Below are 21,777 nucleotides of genomic sequence, written 5' to 3' on the forward strand. Positions count from 1 at the left end.
TGAGGTAAGGCTCACTGGCCAGTATCGCGATCTATCGTGTCTCGCTATGCTGGGTCGCGTGGACCTGGAAAAGCAGCCCTCATCCGCGCCGGCCCCCGCGCCGGCCCCCGCGCCCGCCCCCGGGCTGCGCGCCTCCGACGCGGACCGGGACCGGATCGCGCAGATCCTCGCCGACGCCGTCGCCGAGGGCCGGCTGAACGCCGAGGAGCACTCGGAGCGGCTCGACTCGCTGTACGCGCTGAAGACGGTCGCCGAGCTGGACGTGCTCGTGCGGGACCTGCCCGCGCCCGGCGCGGGCACCCGGCCGGAGGTCGCGTACGCCGTGGGAGCCCCGGCGGGCGCCCCGGTCGAGACGGTCGTGGCGGTGTGCAGCAGCTCCTCCCGCAAGGGCCGCTGGCGGCCGGGCGCGCACACCCGCGCGGTCTCCGTCATGGGCGACATCAGCATCGACCTGACCCAGGCGGTCTTCGAGCAGCAGGTCACCGAGATCAACGTGACGAGCATCCTCGGCAACGTCGAGATCCTGGTCCCGGAGAACGTCACCCTGCGGGGCTACGGGAGCGGGGTCCTCGGCAACTTCGAGGTGCACGGCGAGGGGCGCGGGGAGACCGACCCGCAGGCGCCGGTCGTGATCGTCCGCGGCTTCGCACTGCTGGGCAACATCGAGGCCCGCCCCAAGCTCGGCGCCCGCCTGGTGGACCTGGCGAACAGGATCCGCAAGGGCTGGGAGGGCACCCGGTAAGGTCGACACGTGGGCAACTGCCGCTGAAACAAGCCCCTTTGGCCGGTAAGTACTCGTAGGGTCCGCCCATGGCCGCATCCAAGTGGGACCTTCTCGACCAGGCGCACGAGGCGCTGCGCTCCGTCGTCGGCGCCATCCAGGCCGCCGCCCTGGGCGCGCCGACGCCGTGCGACCAGTGGAATGTCGGCCAAGTGCTCCAGCACGCCGCCGGCGACCAGCTCGCCTACGCGGGCCGCCTCACCGGGGGGCCGGGGCCGGCCGAGGACCCCTTCGCGCCCACCGGCGCCTTGACGGGCAGCCCCGCCGCATTGCTGGAGCCCGCCCTCGACGCCGCCACCGAGGCCTTCGCCGGGGTCGAGCCGGGCACCGCCGAGGTGGCGCTGCCGCTGCCTCCCTTCACCCTCCGCGCCGAGACCGCGGTCGCCGCGGCCGCCCTCGACGCGGCCGTCCACGCCTGGGACCTCGCGGTCGCCACCGGCCAGGCCTCGCCGCTGACCCCCGCCCTCGCGGCGGCGCTGACCCCGGCGGCCCGGGCGCTCGCCGAGCCGCTGCGCGGGTTCGCGTACGCCCCGGCGCTCACCCCCGCGCCCGATCCGGACGCCGATCCGGCCGGTGCGCTGCTCGCCTTCCTGGGCCGCCGCCCCGACTGGACGCCGTCCGTCGCGTGACGTCCGGGTGTCGGGGGCGGGGCCGGGCGGGGTCGCGCGGAGCCGGGTGGGGCAGGAGCACCTTTCGGTCGAACCGGCCGGATCAGCGGCACAGGGTGCATAGGGGCGCGCACAACGGGTAGGGACAGGTGCGTCGCCTCTCGCTCGCGTATACGTCGTCAGGAGTAGACCGTGCCGCATCCGCCGCGCCAGTCCCTGCAGGTAGCCGCCGTCCAGAGTCTTCAGGGGCGCCCGGCGGCGGTCGTGCCGAAGCCGCGGGTGCCGGCCAGGGAAGAGGACGGCCCATGGCACGCGGACGCGGTGTGCCGTCGCGACGAGGCCGGGCTGTTCTTCGCCCCCTCCAAGGAGCCGACCGCGGCCCGGCTGTCCCGTGAGGACGCCGCCAAGAGGGTCTGTGCCCGCTGCCCGGTCATGGTCGCCTGCCGGGAGCACGCGCTGATCCAGCCCGAGCCCTACGGGGTCTGGGGCGGGCTCACGGCCGCCGAGCGCCGGGTGGTGCTGGCCCGCCGGCGGCGCCGGGCGGGGGAGCTGCGCGAAGCCTCGTAGGCGCGCCCCGCAGGCGCGAAGCCTCGTAGCGCGCGGTCCTGTCGCGGGACACACGGAAGGGGCGCCCCCGCCGCACGCGGGAGCGCCCCTTCCGTGGTGCCGTGCCGCCCGTCGCCTACTTGGCGCGGTCGAAGTCGATCGCGCTGTACGCGCGGAGCTTCGAGAGGCGGTGGGTCGAGTCGATCTGCCGGATCGTGCCCGACTTCGAGCGCATGACCAGCGAGGAGGTCGTCGCGGTCTCCGAGCGGTAGTGGACGCCGCGCAGCAGCTCGCCGTCGGTGATGCCGGTGGCGACGAAGAACACGTTGTCGCCGGAGACCAGGTCGTCCGTGAACAGGACGCGGTCCAGGTCGTGGCCGGCGTCGATCGCCTTCTGGCGCTCGGCCTCGTCCTTGGGCCACAGCTTGCCCTGGATGGTGCCGCCCATGCACTTGATGGCGCAGGCCGAGATGATGCCCTCGGGGGTGCCGCCGATGCCGAGCAGCAGGTCGATGCCGCTGTCCTCCGTGACGGCCAGGACCGAGCCGGCGACGTCGCCGTCGGAGATGAACTTGATGCGCGCGCCGGTCTCGCGGATCTCCTTGACGATGCCCTCGTGGCGGGGGCGGTCGAGGATGATCACCGTGACGTCCTCCACGGCCATGTTCTTGGCCTTGGCGACGCGGCGGATGTTGACGGAGACCGGGGCGTTGATGTCGACGAAGTCGGCGGCCTCGGGACCGGTGACCAGCTTCTCCATGTAGAACACCGCGGACGGGTCGAACATGGTGCCGCGGTCGGCGGCGGCCAGAACGGCGATGGCGTTCGGCATGCCCTTGGCGTTCAGGGTGGTGCCGTCGATGGGGTCCACGGCGATGTCGACCTCGGCACCTGTGCCGTCGCCGACCCGCTCGCCGTTGAAGAGCATCGGGGCTTCGTCCTTCTCGCCCTCGCCGATGACGACGACGCCGTTCATCGAGACGGTGGAGATCAGGGTCCGCATCGCGTTGACGGCGGCGCCGTCGGCGCCGAGCTTGTCACCGCGCCCGACCCAGCGGCCCGCGGCCATGGCGGCGGCCTCGGTGACCCGGACGAGTTCCAGGGCGAGGTTGCGGTCGGGTGCCTCCGGAGAGACTTCGAGCTGGGGCGGCAGGTTGTGCTCGGTCATCGGAGCGCACCTTTCTGTACGGCGACGGCCGGGAGTGAGGGTCCCTGGACTCTATCGGTACGTCGACATATTGAGCAGACCGGGTCACGTATGAGCGCTATATCGGTCAGCTGATTGTCCTGAGCGGACATCTTGCGCCGCCCGTGGCGCGCCTTTCGGACCCCGGCGGTGATCGCCCGGGGGCATGCGGGACGATGGTGTCGTGGCAGGTATGAAAGGCAAGCAGACGGTCGTGGACATGGTCCGGTCGCTGGCGGTGATCGGGCTCGTGGTCGGGGGGATCTATTTGGTCATCCCGCATGACGAGAAGGCCGATCCGACGCGGGTGGTCGACTACCGCGTCGAAACGCTCACGGCCCGGCGCGCGGCCCCGTACCCCGTGGCGGTCCCCGCCGGGCTGTCGCCGGAGTGGCGGGCGACCTCGGTGTCGTACGTGCGCAAGGAGGCCAGCGCCTGGCACCTGGGCTTCCTGAACCCGGAGCAGCAGTACGTGGCGGTGGAGCAGTCCGCGGACGCCACGGACAAGTACGTCGAGAAGGTCACCAAGAAGGCGCAGGCCACCGGGGAGACCCAGCAGGTCGGCGACCAGGTCTGGGAGCGCTGGGACGGCGAGAAGTACGACGCCCTCGTGCGGCAGGAGCAGGGCTACGTCACGGTGGTGACCGGGACGGCCTCCTTCGAGCAGCTCGGGGTGATGGCCGCGGCGCTGGAGTTCAAGCAGGGCGCCTAGGGCGCAGCAGTGAACGAAAAGGCCGCGCTCCCCGGAATCCGGGGAGCGCGGCCTTTTCGTTCACTGCCTGCGGGGCTGGGCTCAGACGGTCGTGATGACCTGGTCGAACTCCAGGCGCGGGGAGCGCGGGAACCAGGCGTCGTCGCCCGGCTTGCCGATGTTGACGACCATCAGCGGGGTGTGGTCGCCGTCCAGGAACTCCTTCTGGAGGCCGGCGAAGTCCAGACCGGTCATCGGGCCGGCGGCCAGGCCGGCGGCGCGGACGCCGATGATGAAGTACGCGGCCTGCAGCGCGGAGTTGACCAGCGCGGACTGCTCGCGGACCGGGCGCTCGGAGAAGAAGGCGTCCTTGGCCTGCGGGAAGTGCGGGAGGAGCTGCGGGAGCTCCTCGTGGAACTCGTTGTCCGCGGACAGGATCGCGACCAGCGGGGCGGTGGCGGTCTTGGCCCGGTTGCCCTCGGCCATGTGCTTCACGAGGCGCTCGCGGGCCTCGGGGGAGCGGACCAGGGTGATGCGCAGCGGCGTCTGGTTGAAGGCGGTCGGACCGAACTTCACCAGGTCGTAGATCGCCTGGACCTGCTCCTCGGTCACCTGCTCGTCGGAGAACGTGTTGGCGGTGCGGGCCTCGCGGAAGAGGAGGTCCTGAGCGGCGGCGTCGAGAACGAGAGACATCGGAAAGCCTTACTTCTGTACGGAACTGCTGAAGCGATAACCGGATGCCCAGATACTACGACGGAAATAGATGAATATTCAACTAAATCCGCGTCCGGGTGAGCGGGATCACTCCCCGCCGTCCCCCTCCGCCGCCTCGCGCGCCGCCAGCGCCGAGTCCAGCCGGGCGCGGGCCCCCTCCAGCCAGTGGCGGCACACCTTCGCGAGCTCCTCGCCGCGCTCCCAGAGCGCGAGGGAGTCCTCCAGCGAGGTGCCGCCGGCTTCCAGCTTGCGGACGACCTCGATCAGCTCGTCCCGGGCCTGCTCGTATCCCAGCGCCGTATCGGTCTCGGCCATTCCCGCTCCCACCTCAATTGTGTAGTACACCGAAATTTGCTGCGGCAGCGCGAAGCGAGCCGCCTGTGAACGACCCGCTACGAGGGCTCCCCGGTGACCCGCACCGCGAACTCCCCCTCCGCCACCCGCGCCCGCAGCACGTCGCCCGCCGCCACGTCCCCGGGCGAGCGCACCACGTGCCCGTCGGCCCGCTGGAGCACCGCGTACCCGCGCTCCAGCGTGGCCGCCGGGGATAGCGCCACCACGCGGGCGAGCGTGTGCGCCAGCTCCGAATCGGCCCGGTCCAGCAGGTGCCCCAGGGTCCGGCGGCCGCGCGCCAGCAGCGCGTCCACCTCCGCCTCCCGGGTCTCCACCATCCGCTGGGGGTGGACGAAGACCGGCCGCGCGAGCGCGTGGGCGAGCCCCCGCTCCTCCCGGTCGAGCAGCCCGCGCACGGCGCGCAGCCCCCGGCCCTGGAGCTGGCGCACCCGCTCCAGCTCCTCGCCGACGTCCGGGACCACCTTCTTCGCCGCGTCCGTGGGCGTGGACGCCCGCAGGTCCGCGACCAGGTCCAGCAGCGGGGAGTCCGGCTCGTGCCCGATCGCCGAGATCACGGGGGTACGGGCCGCCGCGACGGTCCGTACGACCTCCTCGTCGGAGAAGGGCAGCAGGTCCTCCACGCTGCCGCCGCCGCGGGCCACGATGATCACGTCCACCTCGGGCATGGAGTCCAGCTCCTTGACCGCCTGGATCACCTGGGGCACCGCGTTCACCCCCTGGACGGCGACGTTGCGCACCTCGAAGCGGACCGCCGGCCACCTGCGCCGGGCGTTCTCCAGGACGTCGCGCTCGGCCGCCGAGGCCCGCCCCACCACCAGCCCGATCAGCTGCGGCAGGAACGGCAGCGGCTTCTTGCGGTCCAGCGCGAAGAGCCCCTCGGAGGCGAGGGAGCGCTTGAGCCGCTCCAGCCGGGCGAGGAGCTCGCCAATGCCGACGGGCCGTATCTCGGTGGCCCGCAGGGACAGCTGACCGCGCGGGGCGTACCACTCCGGCTTGGCGAGCACGACGACGCGCGCGCCCTCCGTCACGGAGTCCGCGACCTCGTCGAAGACCTGCCGGAAGCAGGTCACGCTCAAGGAGATGTCGTGCGAGGGATCGCGCAGCGTCAGGAAGACCACCCCCGCCCCCGGCCGCCGCGAGAGCTGCGTGATCTGCCCTTCCACCCACACCTGACCGAGCTTGTCGATCCAGCCCCCGATGAGCCGGGACACCTGACCGACCGGCAGCGGCGCGTCAGCCGACGTATTCAGACCCATGCACGCAGGCTAACCGCCCGCACCGACACCGGCGTCGGGCCGGGAGCCTTCGTCCCGCGCGCGTCGCCCGCGCTGGGCCACCAGGACGCCCAGGCCCACCAGCAGCCACACCGCCCCCACCAGTTGCGCCGTCCACGAGGCCTCGACGATCACCGTGATGGTCACGGCGGCGCCGAGGACCGGGATCACCAGGTGCTTGAACCAGTTCGGGGCCCCCTCCCGCCGCTTGACCACGAACCAGCCGACCACCGAGGCGTGCAGCAGCGTGAACGCCACCAGCGCCCCGACGTCGACCACCGAGACCAGGTGGTCCAGCCCGTCGTCGCGCCGGGCCGCCCACACGGCCGCGACCAGCGTGACCGTCGCCGCCACCAGCAGGGCCGGGCGCGGAGTCCCGTGGGAGGTGTGGGCGAGCGCGCGGGGCAGCCGCCGCTCGCGGGCCATCGCGAAGAGCAGCCGGCCGGCCGCGGCCTGCCCGGCCAGCGCCGCGAAGGCGGCCCCGATGGCCTTGCTGATGGCGACCAGGTCGTGCAGCCACATTCCTACGGAGGCCTCGACCGTCGTGTAGAAGGCCGAGCCCTGCTTCCCCGGCTCGGCGGCCAGCTCCGCCGCCGAGAGCGGGCTCAGGAGGGCCGCCAGATAGGTCTGGGCGATGAACAGCACCCCGGTCAGCGCCAGGCAGAACAGCACGGCCCGCGCCACCTTCGCGCTGCCCCCCGTCACTTCCTCGGCGAAGGAGGCGATGGCGTCGAAGCCCAGGTAGGACAGGACCGCGACCGAGACCGCGCCGAGCACGGCGGCCGTGGAGAACCCACCGAGCGAGCCGTCGCCGGTGAAGGGGGAGAGCCAGTCCCGGTGCTCCGCGCCCTGGACCAGTACGGTCACCGCCGAGACCAGGAACACCAGCAGGACCGCGATCTCCATGGCCAGCACGGCGAAGCCCACGCGCGCGGCGGCCCGTACGCCCCACAGGTTGAGCAGGGTGGTCACGACCACCGCCAGGGCCGTCCACACCCACCGGGACACCTCCGGGACCAGGGCGTTCATGGCGATGCCGGAGAAGAGGTACGCGACCGCCGGGATCAGCAGGTAGTCGAGCATCGCCATCCAGCCGGCGATCAGCCCGGGACCCTCGCCGAGGCCCTTGCGGGCGTACGTGAAGACGGAGCCGGCCTGCGGAGCCACGCGCACCATCTGCGCGTAGGAGAAGGCCGTGAAGGCCATCGCCACCGTCGCGACGAGGTAGACGAGGGCGACGGCGCCGTGCGACTTGGCGTCGAGGGTGCCGAAGACGCCGACCGGGGCCATGGGGGCGATGAAGAGCAGCCCGTAGACCACCAGGTCCCGGAAGCCCAGACTGCGGCGCAGCGAGGTGCCGGGGTCGCCGGACGGGCCGCCGGGCGGGCCGGGCGGGCCGGCAGGCGTACGGGGATCCGTCGCGGACGCCATCTTTCCTCCGGGGGTGTGGCCGGTGCGGATGTTCGACCCAGTTTGTGCCGAACGGGGGACCCCCGGCCTGCTGGACACCCCCGTACGATGGAGCCCATGACTGCTGACGCCCCCGCTCCCGCATCCCGCCGCGTCCTGCTCGCCGCCCCGCGCGGCTACTGCGCGGGCGTGGACCGAGCCGTGATCGCCGTCGAGAAGGCTCTCGAACAGTACGGAGCGCCCGTCTACGTGCGGCACGAGATCGTGCACAACAAGTACGTCGTGAAGACCCTGGAGAACAAGGGAGCGATCTTCGTCGAGCGGACGGAGGAGGTCCCCGAGGGCTCCATCGTGATGTTCTCCGCGCACGGCGTGGCCCCCGTGGTGCACGAGGAGGCGGCGCGCGGCAAGCTCGCGACGATCGACGCCACCTGCCCGCTGGTCACCAAGGTCCACAAGGAAGCCATCCGCTACGCGAACGAGGACTTCGACATCCTCCTCATCGGCCACGAGGGCCACGAGGAGGTCATCGGAACCTCCGGCGAGGCCCCGGACCACATCACCATCGTGGACGGCCCGCACGACGTGGAGAAGGTCACCGTCCGCGACGAGTCGAAGGTCGTCTGGCTGTCGCAGACCACCCTCTCCGTCGACGAGACGATGGAGACGGTCGACGCCCTGAAGACCAAGTTCCCGCTGCTCGTCTCGCCGCCGAGCGACGACATCTGCTACGCCACCTCGAACCGCCAGGAGGCGGTCAAGGTGATGGGCAAGGACTGCGACCTGGTCATCGTCGTCGGCTCCAAGAACTCCTCGAACTCGATCCGCCTCGTCGAGGTGGCCCTCGACGCGGGCGCCAGGGCCTCGTACCTCGTGGACTTCGCGAGCGAGATCGACGAGGCCTGGCTGGAGGGCGTCACCACCGTCGGTCTGACCTCGGGCGCCTCGGTGCCGGAGGTGCTGGTCGACGAGGTGCTGGAGTGGCTGGCCGCGCGCGGGTACGGGGACGTGGAGATCGTCAAGACGGCCGAGGAGTCCATCGTCTTCTCCCTGCCCAAGGAACTGCGCCGCGACCTGCGCGCGGAGGCGGCGGAGCTCGTGGCGGCGCCGGGCGGGGCTTCGGGCGGGGCTTCGGGCGTACAGAAGTAGGCATCTCCCCGGCAGGGCGCTCCGGCGGGTCTTTTCGTACGGTTGGGTCCATGGAGATCTTCGGCGTGGACATCGGCGGTTCCGGGATCAAGGGCGCTCCCGTGGAGCTGAACCGTGGCGACCTGGCGCAGGAGCGCCACAAGGTGCTGACACCGCAGCCGGCCACCCCCGACGGGGTGGCCGGCTGCGTCGTCGAGGTGGTGCGCCACTTCGACTGGGACGGCCCGGTGGGGGTGACCTTCCCCGGGGTGGTCACGGGCGGGGTGACCCGGTCGGCGGCCAACATGGACAAGTCCTGGGTCGGTGTGGACACGGCCGCGCTGCTCTCCTCGCGCCTTCAGGGCCGCCCGGTGACGGTCCTGAACGACGCGGACGCGGCCGGGGTCGCGGAGATGGCCTACGGGGCGGGGCGCGGGGTGGACGGCACCGTCATCCTGCTCACGCTGGGCACCGGGATCGGCAGCGCGCTCTTCACGGGCGGGCGGCTGGTGCCCAACACCGAGCTGGGCCACCTGGAGCTGAAGGGCCACGACGCGGAGACGCGGGCCTCGGTGAAGGCGAAGGACGACGGGGACCTGACCTGGGAGCGCTGGGCGCACCGGGTGGGGAAGTACCTGGCGCACGTGGAGATGCTGTTCTCCCCGGACCTCTTCATCATCGGCGGGGGCGTGAGCCGCAAGCCGGAGAAGTTCCTGCCGCTGATCGAGGGCGTACGGGCCCGGATCGTGCCGGCGGAGCTGCAGAACAACGCGGGCATCGTGGGCGCGGCGATGGCGGCGCGCGCGGCGTCGGAGTAGCCGCCGGCCCCGGCCCCGCCGGGATCAGGCGACCCGGCGGGGCATCCGCCGGCGGCCGATGAGCACGGCCTTGCGCACCACCGTGATCAGCGCGGCCACGAGCGTGCCGGCGTACAGCCAGCCGGCGTGCAGGGACAGCGCGGACACCAGCCCCATCACCTCGCCGGCGAAGCCGCCGGAGCCGCCCGACACGGGCCACACTCCGGCGGCGAAGGCGATCGGGGCGGTGATCGGCGCGGTGATCAGGTCGGCGGGCCGCACCCACAGGGCGGTGGCGGCCGCTACGGGCAGGAAGAACAGCCCGTAGAGGAACAGCGAGGCGTCGAACAGCAGCCAGTCGATGCCGCCGATCAGGAACATCGCGGCGCAGGCGAAGAGCCCGCCGCCGAGCCCGGTCAGCCGGGGCCGCGGCAGCCGGCGTACCGGCGTCGGCGCTCGCTGGGGGGACCGCTCGGCAGACCGCTCCGCCGGGTGACGTACCGTACGCGCCTTGTATCGCTCCACCCCTCAAAACTAGGCGGGGAGGCCGCCGATCGCGTGCCCGGACACGCGTACATCGGGGCCCCCTCATCGGAAAGTAAACTGTCCGATGGCCCACTCCGGGCCGCCGCCCCCTCCAGCTACGGGAAGTCGCCAACGTGTCGCTCACGATCGGAATCGTCGGCCTGCCGAATGTCGGCAAGTCGACCCTGTTCAACGCCCTGACCAAGAACGACGTGCTGGCGGCCAACTACCCGTTCGCCACGATCGAGCCGAACGTCGGCGTCGTCGGCGTTCCGGACGCGCGCCTCGGCGTCCTGGCCGGCATCTTCGGTTCGCAGAAGCTCCTCCCGGCCACGGTCGACTTCGTCGACATCGCGGGCATCGTGCGCGGTGCGTCGGAGGGCGAGGGCCTCGGCAACAAGTTCCTCGCGAACATCCGCGAGTCGGACGCGATCTGCCAGGTCATCCGCGCCTTCAAGGACGAGAACGTCGTCCACGTCGACGGCAAGGTCTCGCCGAAGGACGACATCGAGACCATCAACACCGAGCTGATCCTCGCGGACCTCCAGTCCATCGAGAAGGCGGTGCCGCGCCTGACGAAGGAGTCCCGCCTCCAGAAGGAGAAGGTCGCGGTCCTGGCGGCCGTCGAGAAGGCCGTGAAGATCCTCGAAGCGGGCGACACCCTCTTCTCGCACGGCATCACGAAGGGCACGGAGCAGGGCGACCTCCTCCACGAGCTGCACCTCCTCACGGTCAAGCCGTTCCTCTACGTCTTCAACGTCGACGAGGACGAGCTGACGGACGACGCCTTCAAGGCCGAGCAGAGCGCGCTGGTGGCCCCGGCCGAGGCGATCTTCCTCAACGCCAAGCTGGAGGCCGAGCTCATCGAGCTCGAGGACGACGAGGCGCTGGAGCTCCTCCAGTCGGTCGGCCAGGAGGAGCCCGGCATGGCCACCCTCGGCCGCGTCGGCTTCGCCACCCTGGGCCTGCAGACCTACCTGACGGCCGGCCCGAAGGAAACCCGCGCCTGGACCATCAGGAAGGGCGCCACCGCCCCCGAGGCCGCCGGCGTGATCCACACGGACTTCCAGCGCGGCTTCATCAAGGCGGAGATCATCTCCTTCGCGGACCTGGTCGAGTGCGGCTCGGTCGCCGAGGCCCGCTCCAAGGGCAAGGCCCGCATGGAGGGCAAGGACTACGTCATGCAGGACGGCGACGTCGTCGAGTTCCGCTTCAACGTCTGAGCGGATGGAATAACACCACGTCGCTGATCTGGCAAACATGCAGGTGAGAAGGGGTCGGGCTCTGTCGAGCCCGGCCCCTTCGTCGTCACCGTGCTGGAGTGGTGCTGGATATTCTGACGTGGGGTCAGCGGCGATCAGGTCTCGTAAACAGTGGACCGGTGTCCCACGTGAACGACCCAGACCACCAGCTCCCCGTTGTCGATCGTGTAGACGAGGCGGTAGTCGCCGACGCGCAGGCGGCGACGTTCGGGCTGGGACACCAGCGCAGTGGTGTTGAAACCGAGGGGGTCGGTCTCCAGCTCGGTCAGCTTGGCCAGGATGCGCAGCGCCATGTCGCGGGGAATCTTCCGAAGCTCGGCCTGCGCCTCGGGGCGGAAGACGGTTCGGTACTCACTCACCGCGTGCCAGCGTCTCCCTCATGATGTCCTCGATCGGGATGCCGGGCGTGGGATTGGCCATGCGCTCGTCGATGATCCGGTTGATCTCGCGCTCTTCCCATTCCTGGTACTTGCGCAACACCTCGATGGAGACGACGGCGGCGACCTCCTTGCCCCGGCGCGTGATCACCGTGGGTACGTCGTCGCGGTCGGCGCGCTCCACGACCTCGGCCAGATGCGCGCGCACGTCGCGGATGGACTCTATGGGTAGCGGCTGCGTCATGCGCACAAGCGTACCGAGTGTCCCATGTGTACACAACGGCTCGGGTCTGTGGTGTTCCATCGCTTGTGCTGGATGGGTTTCTACCGTGGAGGATCCGTGCTGGATGCGATCACCCGGAGCAACGTTTCCGCAGGTGGGAGCTCCGTGCTCGACGTCCCGCTTCAACGTGTAGTTGTTTCGTTACTATATGTTAGCTAGTTTCGTCAAATGTGCAGGTCAGGAGGGGTCGGACTCTAGTGAGTCCGACCCCTTCCGTATTCCCGTGCTGACTTGGTGCTGACTTTTCAGCTGCTTCGGGGCGGCGTGAGCTTGCCGAGGTCCAGGCTGACCTCGAAGGGCACTGGGCGCTGGAGGGTGCCCCGGAAGATCCCGGCGGGCGCGTAGGCGCCGGTGGGTTCGTCGAGCTCGTAGACGTGGACGACGGGTGCCCCGTCCTCGTCCTCGATGCACCAGTAGTGCGGGATGCCGGCCTCTGCGTACTTGCGGAGCTTTACTGTGCGATCGCGATGGGCGGACTCGGGGGAGACGACCTCGATGACGAGCTGGACGTCCTCTGGTGCGAACCAGGTGCGGTCACCGTCGAAGTCGGCCGTCGTCACCAGCAGGTCCGGTTCGGGACGGTTGCGCGGGTCGAGCTTGATGGTCATCTCGCGGCCGACTCTGGTGTCGGCGGGCACCTGCTCCATGAGTGCGACCGTGAGCATCGTGACGAGGTGGCCATGCCACCACCTCTGGGGCGACATCATAAAGACGAGGGCTCCGTCGATCAGCTCGGTGTGGCGGGGCGCCTCGGGGAGGCGGTCGAGGTCCTCCGCGAACCAGCCTTCCGCGCGCGGCGGGCGCATCCAGTCGGGCAGTGCGGTCATGGCTTCACGGTAGCGGCCTGAAGCTCAGGCTGGAGAGCCAACGATCTCGGCCGGATGATTTTCGGCAACTTTCCACGCCGTAACCAGCCACCTGCCTAGCATCCGGTCATGAGCGACTCAGCGGTTCAGATCGCCACGGTGGTCATTTCCGTGGCGGCTCTCGTCTTCTCCACGACGGCCGCGTTTTGGGCTCTCGTCTACAACCGGCGTCAGGCGAGGGCGGTTGCCCAGGCCAACGCCCTCACGGAGAAGGCTCAACGGGAGCAGGCGGAACCGTACGTCATCGTCGACATCAGGCCCCGCATCCCTGGTTCGTCATTGCTTGTGCTGGTGATTGAGAACGTCGGCCAGACGTTGGCACGCAACGTGCGCATCTCGGCTCCCAAGCGCCGCATCCCCTTCGTTATGGACGTGGGTCATCAGCTCTTCTCCTCGGAACTGCCCAAGGTGTACGAGTTTCAGGTTGACGCGGACGGCCCCTTCGGCCGCGTGGGCATGCTGACCTACACAGTGGATCTTGAGGCCCTGAGGGACAGCACCCTTGAGACCGACTCGGTGGAGTGGAGTGTGCATCAGGTCGCCAAACACTTTGGGGAGGCTGTGAAAGTGCTGGGGCGGCAGGCGCGGTCGATTGATGCGTTGAGTCAAGAGATTCAGAGGAGTGTTGAGCGGCAGGACTCGGAGCGCCGGTCGGACGCCGACGTTCCTGACTCGGTGGAACCCGCCCTCCTTGAGATCCCCGTGGAGCCGTTGAGTGATGATGCCGATCGCGTGTGACCGCTGCACTCCCGTGATGACCTGGTGCTGACTTGGAATCGCGGTGTCAGTCCGAGTGGCCCGGCGCGCGAGGGGGCGCAGGATCAGGCGTGGGGGACCGCCGTGGCGAGGATCACCTCGAATTCCTCCAAGCTGCGGGTGGTCACGTGGGCCTTCGTCGCGGCCTCTCCGCGGACCGCCGCGACGGCGCCACGGGATGCCACGAGTGCGTCGCGGTCGGTGTAGAGCGCGCCGACAGCGGCTCTGCCTCGATCGCGGTCGATGAGCAGGGAGATGCCGGCCAGTCCGGGGATCTTCTGGACCTTGGGCAGTGAGGTGTCGCGGAACGTGTCCACCAGCAGGTCGATGTCGGGCGGCTCGACGTCCATGCGGACCAGCCGGAACCCCGCGCCCGGCCCGAGTTCCTCTGCGCGCCGGGCGACCGCCGCTTCCCAGTTGTCGACCGTCACGGTCTGCGCGAAGGGCGCCATCATCTCGGCCCGCCGCTTGCTCAGGTTCTCGTAGCTGGCCTGCCGGGAGGCCTCGTCCTCCCACCACGATCCCACCAGGAGCTTGCCGAGCTCGCGGTCGGCGAACAGACCCATCCCGCGAAAGCCCGGCTGCGTCGACAGCAGCGCCCGCCCGTCGGTCCGGAGAGCCTCGGCGACCCCGTCGAGCTCGGCCGGATCGCCCGTTGCATACATGCTGCGAACGTACATAGCGCTCTTTCCTGCCTTCCGGTGGCCCCGCGCGGGCTCGTGTTCCCCACTCCATGCGATGGCCGGGGCGGATGGGGGTCAACGTGGCAGGGGCATTCGGGTGAAGAGACGGGCCGTCGCTGGGCGCGTGTGGCTCCCTGTGGAGCCCCTGAGCGAGGAGTCGGAATATTCGTGAGACGGTCTCTGTGACGGTGCTGATTCTGTGCTGACTTGGAGCGGCGGGGAGCGCGTTTCCGCAGGTGGGAGCGCTGTGGTGCACGTTCCGATTCAACCTGGCGAGTCCGACCCCTTCCGCGTTCCCTGCCGGCTTTTCAGCTGCTTCGGGGTGGCGTGAGCTTGTCGAGGTCCAGGCTGATCTCGAAGGGCACCGGGCGCTGGAAGGTGCCACGGAAGATGCCGGCGGGCGCGTAGGCGCCGACGGGTCCTTCGAGCTCAAAGACGTGCACGACGGGTGCCCCGTCCTCATCCTCGACGCGCCAGTAGTGCGGGATGCCGGCCTCCGCGTACTTGCGAAGTTTTACGGTGCGGTCGTGGTGGGCGGATTCGGGGGAGACGACCTCGACGACGAGCTTCACGTCTTCCGGGGCGTACCAGGTGCGGTCGGGGTCATAGGGCAGGTCCGTCAGCAGGAGGTCCGGCTCGGGACGGTTGCGGGCATCGAGGCGGATCGTCATCTCCCGCTCGACCTCGAAGCCTGCGGGTACCTGATTCATCAGCGTGGTGGTCAGCGCGGTGACAAGGCGGCCGTGCCAGGACCGCTGGGGCGACATCATGAAGACGAGGGCTCCATCGATCAGCTCGGTGTGTCGGGGCGCCTCGGGGAGGCGGTCGAGGTCCTCCGCGAACCAGCCTTCCGCGCGCGGCGGGCGCATCCAGTCGGGCAGTTCGGTCATGGGTCAACCCTAGCGATCGCGGCCGTCAAGAGGGGGGCGTTGCCGGGTGGTCGCGGCGCCAGAAGGTGGGGAGCCACCAGCAGAGCACCGAGCGGTCGTCGGGCCAGGGGATGCGTTCCTCCGAGTCCCAGTCCTCAAAGGAGTCGCGCGTCAGGTCGATGGGGCGCCAGGCGGGGTCGAGGGGCTCGTCCGCGGAGGGCGGGCGGACGTACTGGCGGCCGTGCCGGTCGCAGGCGCCGAAGGTCCGGTAGTTGAGCTGGGCCTCGATCAGGGAGACCCGGTTCGCGCCGACGGACGTGGTCGGCCAGCGGAACTGGATGCCGTCGTCCTCCCAGAAGCAGACGGGGCAGATCTCGTAGGAGCCGGGCATCTCGGCCAGCACGCGGTGGCCGCAGCAGGGACAGGGGAGGGAGGGCAGGGGTGGGTGGGAGTCGCTCATCCGCGCAGTCTGGTTGACGGTCCCGCCGGGGTGCCACGGGATTCCCCGCCGCCGTCAGCCGGATTTCAGGGCCGCCAGGAAGTCCAGCCTGGTTTCCAGGCGGGACAGGTCGCGGTGCGTGAGGTCTTCGATGCGGGCGATGCGCTGGCGCAGGGAGTTCACGTGGAGGTGGAGGCGGGCGGCGCACGCGGTCCAGGAGGCGTCGCAGTCGAGGAAGGTCTCCAGGGTGTTCAGGAGGTCGGTCCGGTGGCGGCTGTCGTGCTCGCGCAGGGGGCCCAGCAGGCGGGTGGCGAAGGCCCGGCGGGCTTCGGCCGGGATGAGGGGGAGGAGGGACAGGATGTGCGAGGTGAGGTCCTCGGGGCCGCGGACCGTCACCCGGTCGGGGCCCGCGTGGGCGATCCGCTGGGCGTTGTGGGCCTGCTCCAGGGCTCGGCGGGCGTTCCCCGGCTCGGCCACCGGGGAGCTGACGCCGATGGAGACGCCGTCCGCCGGGCCGAGCCAGCGGGCGAGTGCCGCGGAGAGCCTGCGCTGGAGGGCGGCGTGGTCGAGGGCCGGGTCGGGGTGCGCCTCCGAGGGCTCGGGGACCAGCACCAGGAGTACGGCCCGGTCGCCGTCGACGGTGGCGGCGATGTCCTCCGTGGAGACCGGCACCGGGCCGTCCTCCTGGACCAGGGCCTCCTCCAGGAGGACGCGCAGGGCCGGGGCGGGGACGGGGCGGGTGCCGTGCCACTCGCCCGCGGCGACCACGAACTGGCAGCGCGGCCAGTAGCCGACTCCGCTGACCACGGCCTGCGCGGTGCTGCGCAGCCGGATGGGGATCTCCTCGGCCGGGACGCTGCTGTGCAGCAGGGCGAGGGACCGGTCGGCCAGGTCGTTGCGTGCCGTCTTGGCCTGTTCGTGGGCGGACCGGGCGTCGGCGACCAGTTCGACGGTGCGGTCGAGGAGTTCCCGGTCGGGGGCCGGCCAGCGGGAGGTGTCGGCCTCGACGACGAGCAGCCAGTCGCCCAGTTCGGCGGCGTGCGGGGCCGGTTCGGGTCCGGGTGCGCGGAGGGGCGCGGGCGCGGGCACCGGCACGAGGGAGTAGGGGCGGGCGCCGACCGTGACGTGGTGGGGGGCCGTCTCGCGCGCGCGGCGGGCGGCGAGGTAGCGGGCGGCCAGAGCCGCCGCCGTCTTGGCGCGCAGCGGCGGCCGGGCTCCGGCGACCTGGCGTCCGGTCGCGGACAGGACGCGCACGTCATGGCCGAGGGTGTGCCGCAGCAGCTCCAGTACGGAGTCGGGGGCGGCCCGGTCGGTGAGGAGCCGCCGGTGGCGTTCGACCAGGGCGGCGAGGCCGGCGAGGTTGCCGGGGTCCCGGCGGTGCAGCCGGCGCAGGACGTGCTCGGTGATCGCGGCGAACGAGGTTTCCGGCCGCACGGCGATCAGCGGGAGCCCGTGCCGCCGGCAGGCGCGCACGAGGTCGTGCGGGACGAGTCCGTGCTCCACCTCGCCGGCCGCGAGGGCCGTGACGCCCGCCCGGCGCAGGACGCGTACGAACGACTCGGCGTCGCCGTCCCCGTTCCACCAGGCGAGTCCGGTCAGGACGAGCTCGCCGCCGGTGAGGAAGCGGCCGGGGTCGGCCAGGTCGTTGGTCGCGACGGCGGAAACGACTCGGTCGAGCGGGGTGTCGCGTGGGGTGCCGGGCGGGGCATCGGGCGAGGTGTCCGTGTCGTCGATGGCATGGCCCACGAGCAGGAGCAGTCCGAGCTCGGTGGCGTCCAGGAGTTCACGTAGCCGCATGATCGCTACCTTCGCATGGATCGTGGTGTGCGGGAGGTGGATCGGTGCAGCTCAGCGGGGTGCGGACGTGCGAAAGCACGCTCGTCCACAGCCGTCGGAGAAGCCGGTTCTGAGCGATCGGTGACTGCCTCGCCCCGTGGGGCGCGCGGTCTACTTCTGCGCATGCGGCCGACGACGACTTCTGGCCACATGCGAACGAGGAGAGCCGCTCATGGAATTTCTTCGCCCCGCCGACTGGGGGGAGGCGCTCGCCGCGAAGGCCGCCCACCCCACGGCCGTGCCGATCGCGGGCGGGACGGACGTGATGGTCGAGGTCAACTTCGACCACCGGCGTCCCGCGTACCTGCTGGACCTGAACCGCGTCGGGGAACTGCGGGAGTGGGAGGTGGGTGAGGGCGCCGGCGCGGCCGGGCACGTGGTCCGGCTGGGCGCGTCCGTCCCGTACACGCGGATTATGGAGAACCTCCGCACGGAGCTTCCGGGTCTCGCGCTCGCCGCGCACACCGTGGCCTCGCCGCAGATCCGCAACCGCGGCAGCGTGGGCGGCAACCTCGGTACCGCCTCGCCGGCCGGCGACGCCCACCCGGCGCTGCTCGCGGCGGGAGCCCAGGTGGAGGTGGAGTCCGTACGGGGCTCCCGGCTGATCCCGATCGACGCGTTCTACACCGGGGTGAAGCGCAACGCGCTGGCCCCCGACGAGCTGATCCGGGCCGTCCACGTCACCAAGGCCGACGGTCCCCAGCAGTACTCCAAGGTGGGCACGCGCAACGCCATGGTGATCGCCGTCTGCGCCTTCGGACTCGCCCTGCACCCGAGCAGCAGGACGGTCCGTACCGGCATCGGCTCGGCGGCGCCGACCCCGATCCGGGCGAAGGCCGCCGAGGAGTTCCTGAACGCGGCACTGGAGGAGGGCGGGTTCTGGGACAACGGCCGGACCCTCAGCCCGTCGGTGGCCAAGCGGTTCGCGGAGCTCTGCTCCGGGGCCGCGAACCCGATCGACGACGTCCGCGGCACCGCGAGCTACCGCAGGCACGCCGTGGGCGTCATGGCCCGCCGCGCGCTCGGCTGGACCTGGGAGTCGTACCGCCGCGGAACGAGCCGCGGCGCGGAAGGAGTTGGGTGACCATGCGCGTCAATCTCACGGTCAACGGCCGTCCGAGGGAAGCGGATGACGTCTGGGAGGGGGAGTCCCTCCTCTACCTGCTGCGCGAGCGGCTGGGTCTGCCCGGCTCCAAGAACGCCTGTGAGCAGGGCGAATGCGGTTCCTGCACCGTCCGCCTCGACGATGTGCCGGTCTGTTCCTGCCTGGTCGCGGCCGGTCAGGTCGAGGGCCGGGACGTGGTGACGGTCGAGGGGCTGGCCGCCTACGCCGAGCAGCGTACCGAGCAGCGTGCCGCGCACGGGGGTCGCGGCACGGGCACGGTCGTAGGCGAGAGCGAGAGCGAGAGCGACAGCGAGACCGACGGCGACGGCGGACTCTCCACCGTCCAGCAGGCGTTCATCGACTGCGGCGCCGTCCAGTGCGGCTTCTGCACGCCGGGTCTGCTGGTCGCCGCCGACGAGCTCCTGGAGCGGGTCGGCGAGCCGTCCGACGCGGACATCCGCGAGGCCCTGTCCGGCAATCTCTGCCGCTGCACGGGTTACGAGAAGATCCTGGACGCGGTCCGCCTGGCCGCTGCCCGCCGGGAACACGAAGGACTCCAGGAAGAGGCGGTCTGATCATGGCTGGCACCACCACCGGAATCCCCACCGAGGTCACCCAGGGCACCCAGGGCGCCCGCACCAAGGGCGGCATCGGCGAGTCGACGCTGCGCCCCGACGGCACCCTGAAGGTGACCGGCGAGTTCGCGTACTCCTCGGACATGTGGCACGAGGACATGCTGTGGGGCCAGACCCTGCGGTCCACGGTCGCGCACGCCGAGATCCTGTCCATCGACGTCTCCGAGGCCCTGACCCTGCCCGGCGTCCACGCGGTCATGACCTACGAGGACCTGCCGGCCCCGATGAAGTGCTACGGCATGGAGTTCCAGGACACTCCGGTCCTGGCGCACGGCAAGGTCCGCCACCACGGCGAGCCGGTCGCCCTGGTGGCCGCCGACCATCCGGAGACCGCCCGCCGCGCGGCCGCGAAGATCAAGATCGAGTACCGGGAGCTGCCCCTCATCACCGACGAGGCCTCGGCGCTCGCGCCCGGCGCCGTACTCGTCCACGAGAACCGCGACGACCACCACTCCGGCCACGTCCCGCACCCCAACATCGTGCACCGTCAGCCCATCCTCCGCGGAGACGCGGCGGCCGCCCGTGAGCGCGCCGACGTCATCGTCACCGGCGAGTACACCTTCGGCATGCAGGACCAGGCCTTCCTCGGCCCCGAGTCCGGACTCGCGGTGCCCTGCGAGGACGGGGGAGTCGACCTGTACGTGGCCACCCAGTGGCTGCACTCGGACCTCAAGCAGATCGCCCCGGTCCTCGGGCTGCCCGAGGAGAAGGTCCGCATGACGATGGCCGGCGTCGGCGGCGCCTTCGGCGGCCGCGAGGACATCTCGATGCAGATCCTCGCCTCCGTGCTCGCGCTGCGCACGGACAAGCCGGTGAAGATGGTCTACAACCGCTTCGAGTCCTTCTTCGGGCACGTGCACCGCCACCCGGCGAAGCTGTACTACGAGCACGGCGCCACCCGGGACGGCAAGCTCACGCACATGAAGTGCAAGATCGTGCTCGACGGCGGGGCCTACGCCTCGTCCACGGCCTCGGTCGTCGGGAACGCGGCCTCCCTCTCGGTCGGCCCGTACGTCATCGACGACGTGGACATCGAGGCGGTCGGCCTCTACACGAACAACCCGCCGTGCGGCGCGATGCGCGGCTTCGGCGCCGTCCAGGCCTGCTTCGCGTACGAGGCCCAGATGGACAAGCTCGCCGCGAAGCTCGGCATGGACCCGGTGGAGTTCCGGCAGCTCAACGCCATGGAGCAGGGCACGGTCATGCCCACCGGCCAGGTCGTGGAGGGTCCGGCCCCGGTCGCCGAGCTGCTGCGCCGGGTCAAGGCCCGCCCGCTGCCGCCCGAGCGCCAGTGGGCGAGCGCCGACGGCGCGGCCGATGTGCGCGCGCTGCCGGGCGGTCTGTCGAACACCACGCACGGCGAGGGCGTCGTCCGGGGCGTCGGCTACGCGGTCGGCATCAAGAACGTCGGGTTCTCTGAGGGCTTCGACGACTACTCCACGGCCAAGGTGCGCCTGGAGGTCATCAACGGCGAGGCCGTCGCCCTGGTCCACACGGCCATGGCGGAGGTCGGCCAGGGCGGCATCACCATCCACGCGCAGATCGCCCGTACCGAGCTCGGCGTCCACCAGGTCACCATCCACCCGGCCGACACCCAGGTGGGCTCGGCCGGTTCGACGTCGGCGGGCCGCCAGACGTACATGACCGGCGGATCCATCAAGAACTCCTGCGGGCTCGTCCGGGAGAAGGTCCTGGAGCTGGGCCGGCGCAAGTTCGGCGCCGAGCACGCGGCGTGGGCCGGTGCCGGACTCCTCCTGGAGGACGGGAAGGTGGTCACCGACGGGGGCGAGGTCCTCGCCGCCCTCGTGGACGTCCTGGAGGACGAGGCCGTGGAGATCGAGGCGGAGTGGCGGCACCGCCCCACCGAGGCCTTCGACCTGCGGACCGGCCAGGGCAACGGGCACGTCCAGTACTCCTTCGCCGCGCACCGCGCGGTCGTGGAGGTGGACACCGAGCTCGGGCTCGTCAAGGTCGTGGAGCTCGCCACCGCCCAGGACGTGGGCAAGGCGCTCAACCCGCTGTCCGTGATCGGCCAGATCCAGGGCGGCACCGTCCAGGGCCTGGGCGTCGCGATCATGGAGGAGATCATCGTGGACCCGAAGACCGCGAAGGTGAAGAACCCCTCCTTCACGGACTACCTGCTCCCGACCATCCTCGACACGCCGACGCTCCCGGTCGACTACCTCGAACTGGGCGACCCGCACTCCCCGTACGGGGTACGGGGCATCGGCGAGGCCCCGACCCTGTCGTCCACCCCGGCCGTCATCGCGGCGATCCGCGACGCGACCGGGCTCGAACTGACCAGGACGCCGGTGCGACCCGAGCACCTGACGGGGTCCTGAAGCAGGTCACAAGGGGCCGCCCCCCGGGCCGGCCCCTTTGGCTTGGCCGCCCGCCGGCTGGCGCGGGGAGGCGTACGCGGAAGTCTCCGATGCCACCCACGTGTCGCCCGAGGTCGTACGCCTGGAAGAACTGCGCCTCTCGGTGGTCGAAGGCCGCTGCGCGGCCCTGATCGCCGTGGGCGCCCACGAAGTGGCCGTCTCGGAACTGGCGGGCTTCACCCAGGCCCATCCGCTCCGCGAATACGGCTGCGAACTCTTCAGCCTGGCCCTGTACCGCGCCGGACGGCAGGCGATCCGGGGCCGCCGGGAC

Annotated in this window: 24 protein-coding genes and 1 pseudogene; 12 read left to right on the forward strand and 13 right to left on the reverse strand. The window is 71.0% G+C overall.

What is annotated here, in order from left to right:
* The first annotated feature begins 58 nt into the window (after positions 1-58).
* The 3 genes from AC061S_RS19590 to AC061S_RS19600 all read left to right on the forward strand — a co-directional run bounded on the left by AC061S_RS19590 (position 59) and on the right by AC061S_RS19600 (position 1,956).
* On the forward strand, positions 59-742 hold the full coding sequence (locus AC061S_RS19590; RefSeq protein WP_478687252.1) for a DUF1707 SHOCT-like domain-containing protein: 684 nt from the start codon (positions 59-61) through the stop codon (positions 740-742).
* Positions 743-810: 68 nt separating this feature from the next.
* Positions 811-1,410, forward strand: coding sequence for a TIGR03086 family metal-binding protein (locus AC061S_RS19595; protein ID WP_478687253.1), 600 nt, complete (start codon positions 811-813; stop codon positions 1,408-1,410).
* Positions 1,411-1,581: 171 nt separating this feature from the next.
* Positions 1,582-1,956, forward strand: coding sequence for a WhiB family transcriptional regulator (locus tag AC061S_RS19600; RefSeq protein WP_374213444.1), 375 nt, complete (start codon positions 1,582-1,584; stop codon positions 1,954-1,956).
* A 115-nt stretch (positions 1,957-2,071) separates the two neighbouring features.
* Here AC061S_RS19600 and glpX read toward each other — a convergent pair whose 3' ends face one another.
* Positions 2,072-3,103, reverse strand: a complete 1,032-nt coding sequence (gene glpX / locus AC061S_RS19605; protein ID WP_243335787.1) for a class II fructose-bisphosphatase — start codon at positions 3,101-3,103, stop codon at positions 2,072-2,074.
* Between the two features lie 211 nt (positions 3,104-3,314).
* Between glpX and AC061S_RS19610 the strand changes: the two genes are divergently transcribed.
* The gene (locus tag AC061S_RS19610; protein WP_478687305.1) at positions 3,315-3,833 is read left to right on the forward strand and encodes a DUF4245 domain-containing protein; all 519 of its coding nucleotides are present in this window, start codon (positions 3,315-3,317) and stop codon (positions 3,831-3,833) included.
* 81 nt (positions 3,834-3,914) lie between these two features.
* On the opposite strand, the gene AC061S_RS19615 is transcribed toward AC061S_RS19610, so the two are convergent.
* The 4 genes from AC061S_RS19615 to AC061S_RS19630 all read right to left on the reverse strand — a co-directional run bounded on the left by AC061S_RS19615 (position 3,915) and on the right by AC061S_RS19630 (position 7,585).
* Positions 3,915-4,505: a malonic semialdehyde reductase gene (locus AC061S_RS19615; protein WP_478687254.1), complete on the reverse strand. Its 591-nt coding sequence runs from the start codon at positions 4,503-4,505 to the stop codon at positions 3,915-3,917.
* 108 nt (positions 4,506-4,613) lie between these two features.
* Positions 4,614-4,841, reverse strand: a complete 228-nt coding sequence (locus AC061S_RS19620) for an exodeoxyribonuclease VII small subunit (RefSeq protein WP_478687255.1) — start codon at positions 4,839-4,841, stop codon at positions 4,614-4,616.
* A gap of 77 nt (positions 4,842-4,918) precedes the next feature.
* Positions 4,919-6,136, reverse strand: coding sequence for an exodeoxyribonuclease VII large subunit (gene xseA, locus AC061S_RS19625; RefSeq protein ID WP_478687256.1), 1,218 nt, complete (start codon positions 6,134-6,136; stop codon positions 4,919-4,921).
* Between the two features lie 9 nt (positions 6,137-6,145).
* Positions 6,146-7,585 (reverse strand): APC family permease, encoded by a 1,440-nt coding sequence (locus tag AC061S_RS19630; RefSeq protein WP_478687257.1) that lies wholly within the window; start codon positions 7,583-7,585, stop codon positions 6,146-6,148.
* Positions 7,586-7,672: 87 nt separating this feature from the next.
* On the opposite strand from AC061S_RS19630, the gene AC061S_RS19635 reads away from it, so the two are divergent.
* Together AC061S_RS19635 and ppgK are read left to right on the forward strand one after the other, a co-directional pair.
* Entirely contained in the window at positions 7,673-8,713 is a 1,041-nt protein-coding gene (locus AC061S_RS19635; protein ID WP_478687258.1) for a 4-hydroxy-3-methylbut-2-enyl diphosphate reductase, read from the forward strand.
* Between the two features lie 50 nt (positions 8,714-8,763).
* The gene (gene ppgK, locus AC061S_RS19640) at positions 8,764-9,510 is read left to right on the forward strand and encodes a polyphosphate--glucose phosphotransferase (protein WP_478687259.1); all 747 of its coding nucleotides are present in this window, start codon (positions 8,764-8,766) and stop codon (positions 9,508-9,510) included.
* A 24-nt stretch (positions 9,511-9,534) separates the two neighbouring features.
* On the opposite strand, the gene AC061S_RS19645 is transcribed toward ppgK, so the two are convergent.
* Entirely contained in the window at positions 9,535-10,014 is a 480-nt protein-coding gene (locus tag AC061S_RS19645) for a DUF6542 domain-containing protein (RefSeq protein WP_478687260.1), read from the reverse strand.
* A 134-nt stretch (positions 10,015-10,148) separates the two neighbouring features.
* On the opposite strand from AC061S_RS19645, the gene ychF reads away from it, so the two are divergent.
* Positions 10,149-11,237: a redox-regulated ATPase YchF gene (ychF, locus tag AC061S_RS19650; RefSeq protein ID WP_478687261.1), complete on the forward strand. Its 1,089-nt coding sequence runs from the start codon at positions 10,149-10,151 to the stop codon at positions 11,235-11,237.
* A 134-nt stretch (positions 11,238-11,371) separates the two neighbouring features.
* Here ychF and AC061S_RS19655 read toward each other — a convergent pair whose 3' ends face one another.
* The 3 genes from AC061S_RS19655 to AC061S_RS19665 form a co-directional block, all read right to left on the reverse strand.
* Complete coding sequence (locus tag AC061S_RS19655) at positions 11,372-11,635, reverse strand: type II toxin-antitoxin system RelE family toxin (RefSeq protein WP_478687262.1); 264 nt, start codon at positions 11,633-11,635, stop codon at positions 11,372-11,374.
* Complete coding sequence (locus AC061S_RS19660; RefSeq protein WP_356430703.1) at positions 11,628-11,897, reverse strand: type II toxin-antitoxin system Phd/YefM family antitoxin; 270 nt, start codon at positions 11,895-11,897, stop codon at positions 11,628-11,630. The genes AC061S_RS19655 and AC061S_RS19660 overlap by 8 nt, the downstream gene beginning before the upstream one ends.
* 284 nt (positions 11,898-12,181) lie before the next feature.
* On the reverse strand, positions 12,182-12,763 hold the full coding sequence (locus tag AC061S_RS19665) for a Uma2 family endonuclease (RefSeq protein WP_478687263.1): 582 nt from the start codon (positions 12,761-12,763) through the stop codon (positions 12,182-12,184).
* A 108-nt stretch (positions 12,764-12,871) separates the two neighbouring features.
* On the opposite strand from AC061S_RS19665, the gene AC061S_RS19670 reads away from it, so the two are divergent.
* Entirely contained in the window at positions 12,872-13,540 is a 669-nt protein-coding gene (locus tag AC061S_RS19670) for a hypothetical protein (protein ID WP_478687264.1), read from the forward strand.
* A gap of 83 nt (positions 13,541-13,623) precedes the next feature.
* Here the strand turns inward: AC061S_RS19670 and AC061S_RS19675 are convergent, their stop codons facing one another.
* The 4 genes from AC061S_RS19675 to AC061S_RS19690 all read right to left on the reverse strand — a co-directional run bounded on the left by AC061S_RS19675 (position 13,624) and on the right by AC061S_RS19690 (position 17,346).
* Positions 13,624-14,238, reverse strand: coding sequence for an antibiotic biosynthesis monooxygenase (locus AC061S_RS19675; protein WP_478687265.1), 615 nt, complete (start codon positions 14,236-14,238; stop codon positions 13,624-13,626).
* 311 nt (positions 14,239-14,549) lie between these two features.
* A complete protein-coding gene (locus AC061S_RS19680; RefSeq protein WP_478687266.1) occupies positions 14,550-15,131 on the reverse strand; it encodes a Uma2 family endonuclease in 582 nt (193 codons plus the stop codon).
* A gap of 25 nt (positions 15,132-15,156) precedes the next feature.
* Positions 15,157-15,570: a CPCC family cysteine-rich protein gene (locus AC061S_RS19685; protein WP_478687267.1), complete on the reverse strand. Its 414-nt coding sequence runs from the start codon at positions 15,568-15,570 to the stop codon at positions 15,157-15,159.
* A gap of 54 nt (positions 15,571-15,624) precedes the next feature.
* Positions 15,625-17,346, reverse strand: coding sequence for a PucR family transcriptional regulator (locus tag AC061S_RS19690; protein WP_478687268.1), 1,722 nt, complete (start codon positions 17,344-17,346; stop codon positions 15,625-15,627).
* 211 nt (positions 17,347-17,557) lie between these two features.
* On the opposite strand from AC061S_RS19690, the gene AC061S_RS19695 reads away from it, so the two are divergent.
* The 4 genes and pseudogenes from AC061S_RS19695 to AC061S_RS19710 form a co-directional block, all read left to right on the forward strand.
* Positions 17,558-18,469, forward strand: coding sequence for an FAD binding domain-containing protein (locus tag AC061S_RS19695; RefSeq protein WP_478687269.1), 912 nt, complete (start codon positions 17,558-17,560; stop codon positions 18,467-18,469).
* Between the two features lie 2 nt (positions 18,470-18,471).
* On the forward strand, positions 18,472-19,065 hold the full coding sequence (locus tag AC061S_RS19700) for a (2Fe-2S)-binding protein (protein ID WP_478687270.1): 594 nt from the start codon (positions 18,472-18,474) through the stop codon (positions 19,063-19,065).
* 2 nt (positions 19,066-19,067) lie between these two features.
* Entirely contained in the window at positions 19,068-21,467 is a 2,400-nt protein-coding gene (locus AC061S_RS19705) for a xanthine dehydrogenase family protein molybdopterin-binding subunit (RefSeq protein WP_478687271.1), read from the forward strand.
* A 37-nt stretch (positions 21,468-21,504) separates the two neighbouring features.
* Positions 21,505-21,747: pseudogene (locus AC061S_RS19710) on the forward strand (BTAD domain-containing putative transcriptional regulator); the annotation flags it as partial.
* Positions 21,748-21,777: the final 30 nt, after the last annotated feature.

The sequence above is a fragment of the Streptomyces sp. CA189 genome (genome assembly GCF_056428985.1).

Bases quoted from the DNA above. Each gene is read 5' to 3' on its own strand.
- AC061S_RS19595 (WP_478687253.1), top strand. From the start codon at position 811: ATGGCCGCATCCAAGTGGGACCTTCTCGACCAGGCGCACGAGGCGCTG.
- glpX (WP_243335787.1), bottom strand. From the start codon at position 3,103: ATGACCGAGCACAACCTGCCGCCCCAGCTCGAAGTCTCTCCGGAGGCA.
- AC061S_RS19610 (WP_478687305.1), top strand. From the start codon at position 3,315: ATGAAAGGCAAGCAGACGGTCGTGGACATGGTCCGGTCGCTGGCGGTG.
- AC061S_RS19615 (WP_478687254.1), bottom strand. From the start codon at position 4,505: ATGTCTCTCGTTCTCGACGCCGCCGCTCAGGACCTCCTCTTCCGCGAG.
- AC061S_RS19620 (WP_478687255.1), bottom strand. From the start codon at position 4,841: ATGGCCGAGACCGATACGGCGCTGGGATACGAGCAGGCCCGGGACGAG.
- xseA (WP_478687256.1), bottom strand. From the start codon at position 6,136: ATGGGTCTGAATACGTCGGCTGACGCGCCGCTGCCGGTCGGTCAGGTG.
- AC061S_RS19630 (WP_478687257.1), bottom strand. From the start codon at position 7,585: ATGGCGTCCGCGACGGATCCCCGTACGCCTGCCGGCCCGCCCGGCCCG.
- AC061S_RS19635 (WP_478687258.1), top strand. From the start codon at position 7,673: ATGGAGCCCATGACTGCTGACGCCCCCGCTCCCGCATCCCGCCGCGTC.
- ppgK (WP_478687259.1), top strand. From the start codon at position 8,764: ATGGAGATCTTCGGCGTGGACATCGGCGGTTCCGGGATCAAGGGCGCT.
- AC061S_RS19660 (WP_356430703.1), bottom strand. From the start codon at position 11,897: ATGACGCAGCCGCTACCCATAGAGTCCATCCGCGACGTGCGCGCGCAT.
- AC061S_RS19665 (WP_478687263.1), bottom strand. From the start codon at position 12,763: ATGACCGCACTGCCCGACTGGATGCGCCCGCCGCGCGCGGAAGGCTGG.
- AC061S_RS19670 (WP_478687264.1), top strand. From the start codon at position 12,872: ATGAGCGACTCAGCGGTTCAGATCGCCACGGTGGTCATTTCCGTGGCG.
- AC061S_RS19675 (WP_478687265.1), bottom strand. From the start codon at position 14,238: ATGTACGTTCGCAGCATGTATGCAACGGGCGATCCGGCCGAGCTCGAC.
- AC061S_RS19680 (WP_478687266.1), bottom strand. From the start codon at position 15,131: ATGACCGAACTGCCCGACTGGATGCGCCCGCCGCGCGCGGAAGGCTGG.
- AC061S_RS19685 (WP_478687267.1), bottom strand. From the start codon at position 15,570: ATGAGCGACTCCCACCCACCCCTGCCCTCCCTCCCCTGTCCCTGCTGC.
- AC061S_RS19690 (WP_478687268.1), bottom strand. From the start codon at position 17,346: ATGCGGCTACGTGAACTCCTGGACGCCACCGAGCTCGGACTGCTCCTG.
- AC061S_RS19695 (WP_478687269.1), top strand. From the start codon at position 17,558: ATGGAATTTCTTCGCCCCGCCGACTGGGGGGAGGCGCTCGCCGCGAAG.
- AC061S_RS19700 (WP_478687270.1), top strand. From the start codon at position 18,472: ATGCGCGTCAATCTCACGGTCAACGGCCGTCCGAGGGAAGCGGATGAC.
- AC061S_RS19705 (WP_478687271.1), top strand. From the start codon at position 19,068: ATGGCTGGCACCACCACCGGAATCCCCACCGAGGTCACCCAGGGCACC.